At 35.9% G+C, this 6301-nt stretch carries 5 protein-coding genes; all 5 read right to left on the bottom strand.

Annotation, left to right across the window (positions count from 1 at the left end; translation table 11 throughout):
* The coding region (locus AACY61_RS07085; RefSeq protein ID WP_339610874.1) for a nucleoside-diphosphate kinase at window positions 1-197 on the bottom strand (197 nt) is incomplete at its 3' end.
* Window positions 198-307: 110 nt separating this feature from the next.
* Window positions 308-1996 carry a DUF2207 domain-containing protein gene (locus tag AACY61_RS07080; RefSeq protein ID WP_339610873.1) on the bottom strand — a complete coding sequence of 563 codons (1689 nt, stop codon included), beginning with the start codon at window positions 1994-1996 and terminating at the stop codon, window positions 308-310.
* A 10-nt stretch (window positions 1997-2006) separates the two neighbouring features.
* On the bottom strand, window positions 2007-2555 hold the full coding sequence (locus tag AACY61_RS07075; RefSeq protein WP_339610872.1) for a LemA family protein: 549 nt from the start codon (window positions 2553-2555) through the stop codon (window positions 2007-2009).
* Window positions 2556-2794: 239 nt separating this feature from the next.
* Window positions 2795-5062: an aconitate hydratase gene (locus AACY61_RS07070; RefSeq protein WP_339610871.1), complete on the bottom strand. Its 2268-nt coding sequence runs from the start codon at window positions 5060-5062 to the stop codon at window positions 2795-2797.
* 213 nt (window positions 5063-5275) lie between these two features.
* Window positions 5276-6301 (bottom strand): acyltransferase (locus tag AACY61_RS07065; protein ID WP_339610870.1); only part of this gene is annotated, 1026 nt, incomplete at its 5' end.

The raw sequence follows: 6301 nt of genomic DNA, 5'->3' as shown, positions 1-6301 counted from the left end.
TATTCAACCAATTCACCAAAAAACGGACGTTCTTTGTGAACTGCATAAAACGCCTCAGCATCTGCAGTGGTCATTTGAGTCATTTTCATCGACACAATTCTAAAACCTGCCTTGTTAATCATTTGTAATATCGCACCAATGTGTCCTTTTTCAACACTATCAGGCTTAAGCATAGTAAATGTTCTATTTGTTGCCATTGTTCTTTTTTTAAATTTTGGGCAAAAATAGGGATTTAAAACAGAAGTTCACAAGCTTTTTAATAATAGAAATATATTTTAGAAAGAGGGCATAAATATTTTAAGTAAAATTACCAGCCGCCACCGCCGCCACCGCCGCCGCCACCACCGGAAAACCCGCCACCACCACTCCCTGACGAACTGCCAGGAGGGGTGGATGCAGAAGAAATTGCAGAAGTAAAACTTCGACCCATATCACTACTGAACTTGGCAGGTGAAAATGCCATGGCACCCATGGCTGCACCACTATACCAGGAAGGATTGTATGAAGTAGCTTCCTGTAAGGAATCTTTAAGCGCTTTTTCAAATTTTTCACCCCATTTATTTTCCACTCCCAGGGCAATGGCAAATGGTAATAACGTTTCAAAACGTTCTGGGGTCATTTCAGGTTCGTGATTTAAATCTAATTGTTTTTTTTCTGCAACGTCCACATACATTTTAAATCCTTCAATGTCATCCATCACAACCCTGCCTTTTTTGGTGGGTGCTTTAATCAAATAAGTAAATAATAGTACCATCGCAACCAAAAGGAATAATAAAATAAACGGAATCAACGGTGATGGGGCCAAAACAAATGTAAGCACAACCAAAATCACAGAGGCAAGAATTCCCTTCCCTAAATGATTATAATTAAAACTAAAATAAGTGGGTTTTAATTGTTTTTTTACTGCATCAAACAAGCTTTTTCTTGCCTTTGTAAATTCTTTGTGGTATTTGTTGTCCAGGTCAATAATTTTATGGTTTGCAAATATTGCTTTTGAAAGGGCTGCTTCTTCATCAGTCAGTATTGAATAGTCTTCAGCCTGTCTTTTTAAGGTGTATTTTTTCTTGGAATAAACAATTTTCAAATGTCCTTTTACAGCCATATTGACGATAGCTGCTGTAACTGCTCGTTGGGTCATTCGCAACGATTGCAAGATGGCAATCTGTGCCGGACTAAAACCTTTAGGAGGATCAAACTGAGGAAAAATTGTGCCTTTTGGCGGGTCGACACCCACTTTACGCCACGACCTGTAATACACAAAAAAAACTGCAAGCAAACCTAAAAAGGCCACCAACACATAGAGATTACTTTTTATAAAAAATAGCAATTTCTCCATTGTTGTGGGTTCATAAACCAATCCTTTAGGCCAGGCCACGGCAAAGGTTAGTTGTTCACGGGGTTGTAACTCTTTGGTTGTTTCTATTTTTAACCGGTTCTCTCCTGAAACAATTTCACAATCACAATCGGAAGTTCCTACAGGACCGGAAAAAGCATCAACCTGAAGAATTTCAGCGCCTTCGGGCAGCTCTACTAAAACAGTTGCTTTTTCAATTGAGAATGCCCAATCACCACCTATAGCATTAAAGTAAAGCTCGTCATAATCTTCAAAATATCCAATTTGCCTAGTAGTTTCATAAATAAGTGTGTAAGTATATTCCCCGGGATTAAGAAACGTATTTTTATCGCCAATATAAACTACTACTCCATTGTTTTTGTTTTCGGTAAAAAATGCTTCCGGTTGACCATTCTTCAAGACTTCCTTTACCTCAAAACCAACATTGAAATTTGAACCTAGCTTGTCTTTGTATTTCGTTGGAAATGTTCTGAAAATCCCTCTTTTAATATCTTTACCTTCAGCATTTACTGTAATATCTTCACGCACCAATAAATCACCTGATGCCTCTACCTTAATTTGGGTGTTGTAAGAAAGTATGCGCTCTTGTGAAAAAGTATTCAGAGTACACAAAAACAGACAAAAAATAAGTACGATTCGCATTTAAAAAAAATTAAAAGTTTAGGTTTGGAACTGCTTTTTCGGTTTCATTTTTTATATCAAAAAACTCCTTTTGAGAATGATTTGCTGCTTTGGCAATAAACATAGAAGGGAATTGTTCAATCAAAATGTTGTAGTTCCTTACACTTCCATTATAATAGCGACGGGCGCGCTGTAAATCGTTTTCAACTGCAGCAAGTTCTTGCTGCAGCTCTAAGAAATTCTGATTGGCTTTCAGTTCCGGGTAGTTTTCAACTACTACAAAAAGCTCTCCCAAGGCTTTTGATAAACCTATCTCTGCAGCTTCTTGATCTTTTACGCCGGTAGCTTTTATTCCGCGTGATCGCAGCTGAGTGATGCTTTCAAATAGGTTTTTTTCATGGGAGGCATAGCCTTGCACAACTTTAACTATATTAGGAATTAAATCGTGGCGCTTTTGCAATTGTACATCAATACCACTCCAGGCTTCATTAACCATAGTGCGTAACTTAATGAGGGTATTGTAAATATAGACACAGTATACAATTACGAGAATGACAAGTGAAATAACAACTAAAGTCATAAGGATCAATTAAAATTTGTTAAAGGTATCTATTTTTTAAAAACTTCACTAAATTATATTATACACGTTTAATGTACAACTTTCTAATTTTTTTCTCTATTAAAGTGGATAAAACATCAGAAAACAAGTTTAAAGGCTTTGTTGTTTTACTTTTTTAATCCGAGACCAGGTTTGATATAAAAACACCTCATAAAGATTAACTTAATGAGGTGTGTGTTTATGGTATTTAAAAAAACTATCTACTTAGCATTTTCTTTTTTAATCAAATTAAGAGCAGAACCTTCCTTATACCACTCAATCTGAGCGTTGTTATAGGTATGGTTTGCTTTGATGGTATCAGTGCTTCCATCCTTGTGAACCAATTCAATAGTTAATGGTTTTTCAGGTGCAAAATCTTTTAAATCCACGAAGTTGAAGGTATCATCTTCCTGAATCAAGTTATAATCAGATTCATTTGCAAAAGTTAACCCTAACATTCCTTGTTTTTTCAAGTTGGTTTCATGGATTCGAGCAAAAGACTTTACCAAAACCACTTTGACTCCCAGATGACGAGGCTGCATAGCTGCATGTTCTCTTGATGAACCCTCTCCATAATTATGATCACCTACTACGACAGTTGGGATTCCGGCCTTTTTGTATTCACGTTGTACATCGGGTACTCCACCATACTCTCCACTTAACTGACTTTTTACAAAATTTGTTTTTTTGTTGAAAGCGTTCACTGCACCTATAAGGGTGTTGTTAGCAATGTTGTCAAGGTGACCTCTGTAACGTAACCAAGGTCCTGCCATAGAAATGTGGTCTGTGGTACATTTGCCGAATGCTTTAATTAAGAGCTTGACATTTGTAAGGTTATCTCTATCCCAAGGCTCAAAAGGGTCTAACAGTTGTAAACGCTCAGATGTAGGGCTTACCTTTACTTCTACATTTTTTCCATTTTCAGTTGGAGCAAGATAACCACTTTCTTTTACTTCAAAACCAAGAGGTGGTAATTCCAATCCTTTGGGTATTTCCAATTTCACTTCTTCGCCTTCTTCATTTATTAGGGTATCATTCATAGGGTCAAAATCCAATCGACCTGAAATCGCGATTGCTGCAACCATTTCTGGTGAGCCTACAAAAGCATGAGTGTTTGGGTTTCCGTCAGCACGTTTTGAGAAGTTTCGGTTGAAAGAATGCACAATAGTATTTTTTTCATCCCCCTTTACATCACTTCTATCCCATTGTCCAATACAAGGTCCACAAGCATTGGTGAAAATTGTAGCATCAAGGTCTTCAAATATCTTTAAAATACCATCACGCTCTGCTGTATACCTAATTTGTTCTGAACCCGGGTTGATACCAAAGTCAGATTTGGGTTTTAATTTTTTATCTACTGCTTGTTTTGCAATTGATGAGGCACGGGTTAAATCTTCGTAAGAACTATTAGTACATGAACCTATCAAACCCCAATCTACTTTTATAGGCCAGCCGTTCTCTTTTGCTTTTTGGCCTAATTGACCAACAGGAGTCGCAAGATCGGGAGTAAAAGGGCCATTGAGATGTGGCCTTAGTTCTGAAAGGTTAATTTCAATTACCTGGTCAAAATATTGCTCAGGATTTGCATAAACTTCAGGATCTCCAGTTAAATGACTTTTAATTTTATTGGCTTCATCTGCAATATCATTTCGGTCTGTAGCTCTTAGAAAGCGTTCCATGGACTCATCAAAGCCAAATGTAGATGTAGTTGCCCCAATTTCTGCACCCATGTTACAAATAGTTCCTTTACCGGTACAGGAAAGGTTTTTAGCCCCTTCTCCAAAATATTCAAGAATAGCTCCAGTTCCTCCTTTTACTGTTAGGATTCCTGCCACTTTAAGAATAACATCTTTAGAAGCTGTCCAACCATTAAGTTCGCCTGTTAGCTTTACTCCAATAAGTTTTGGAAATTTCAATTCCCACGGCATTCCGGCCATGACGTCTACGGCATCAGCCCCACCGACTCCAACAGCTACCATACCCAATCCACCTGCATTGACAGTATGTGAATCTGTACCTATCATCATACCTCCCGGAAATGCATAATTTTCTAAAACTACCTGGTGAATGATTCCTGCTCCCGGCTTCCAAAATCCAATTCCATATTTATTAGAAACGGATTCCAAAAAGTCAAAAACTTCCTTACTTGTATCATTGGCGCGTTTTAAATCATCAGCAGCACCCGATTTTGCTTGGATAAGGTGGTCACAATGCACTGTTGTTGGCACAGCGACGTTGTCCTTTCCGGCTTGCATAAATTGTAACAAGGCCATTTGAGCTGTTGCATCCTGACAGGCTATTCTGTCTGGTGCAAAATCTACATAATCCTTTCCACGGGTAAACGCTTTTGATGGTGTCCCGTCCCAAAGATGAGAATACAATATTTTTTCTGTGAGTGTAAGTGGTTTTCCCACTATTTCACGTGCTTTAGTAACACGCTTATCCATAGTGGAATACACTTTTTTAATCATGTCGATATCAAAGGCCATAGTTGTAAAGTTAAATGTTTAGATAATTTCTGTATAGTTTTGAAAATTTTGGTTCACAAAACAATGCTCGCAAATTTACAAAAAAGGTATCAATTTTAAAAATCATTAAAAAATATGAAGTTTTAATGAATTATTTTCAACTTAAATTAATTTTATATAAATATAATTGTATAATAGCTAATTAAAAGTGAATAATATTACCAAGTTGTTAATTTAAATCTTAGTGTATCTTTTCATAAAGAAGGGTCTATCTCTTAAATCCATCATTGGTTTTTCATAAATTCTGTAGAGTAACAATGAAAGTATGATTGTCAATAGCAAATAGATAATAACAAAAAGTTGCTTTTCACCAATTTCAAGGTTTTCTATTGGCACAAAGTATCTCATAAGTTGAAGTATTATTGAGTAGTGCAACAGATACATGCTATATGAAATCAAGCTTATTACCGTAATGGGCTTCAAAATGTTGATTGGTGCCGATTTCCATTGAGATAAAAAAGGTAGTGAAAAAGCAATGCAAATAGAACAAAAGGGTAAATAAATTACATTCCACATAAAAGGATATTCTTGAATACTCAGATTATTTAATCCAATTAAAAAATGAAACAATAAAAATCCAATAAACCCGATAATTAATGCAAGTTCTTTTTTTGATTTCCAATGATGGGATTTAATCATAGAAATATACGCTGCAAAAACACCGTAATATATTGCGTCAATACGATAAATCACAACTGCTTTTAAATTGATATTCCAATAGGTCATATCACTCACTGGTGTGTAATGATTGTAAATGAGCTTTGTAATGTTAAAGAAGCTTATAATAACTAGTGTAATTAATAAAAACACTTTTTCTTTAGGTATTTTCCATTTAAATAACATTGCCAGGTAAAATAAAAAAGGGCAAATGATATAGGCAAATTCTTCTATTGGTAAACTCCAGGACTCCGTAAAAAACAAGTCCATCCCTTCATTGGCATTTTGAAGAAAAAAAAAGTACTTCCAGAGTGTTTCCGGGTATTCCCTACCAAAATAAGCAACAATAGCAATATTTATAAGTAAAGCCAGATAATAATTTGGTAATGTGCGAAACCAACGACGAATAAGAAAATAATTGAGGTCTCTGCTTTTAAATTCATCTTTGGTAAAAATCCTGAACAGAATTCTTCCAATCAGGAAGCCACTTAAAACAAAAAATATTTCAACATTTGAAGGTGGAATGATTTGCATACCTAAAGG

Source organism: uncultured Planktosalinus sp., from assembly GCF_963973675.1.
In the GTDB taxonomy this organism is placed as follows: Bacteria; Bacteroidota; Bacteroidia; order Flavobacteriales; family Flavobacteriaceae; genus Planktosalinus.
The sequence above is the reverse complement of the archived record's forward strand: the minus strand, read 5'-3'. Positions and strand labels throughout refer to the sequence as shown.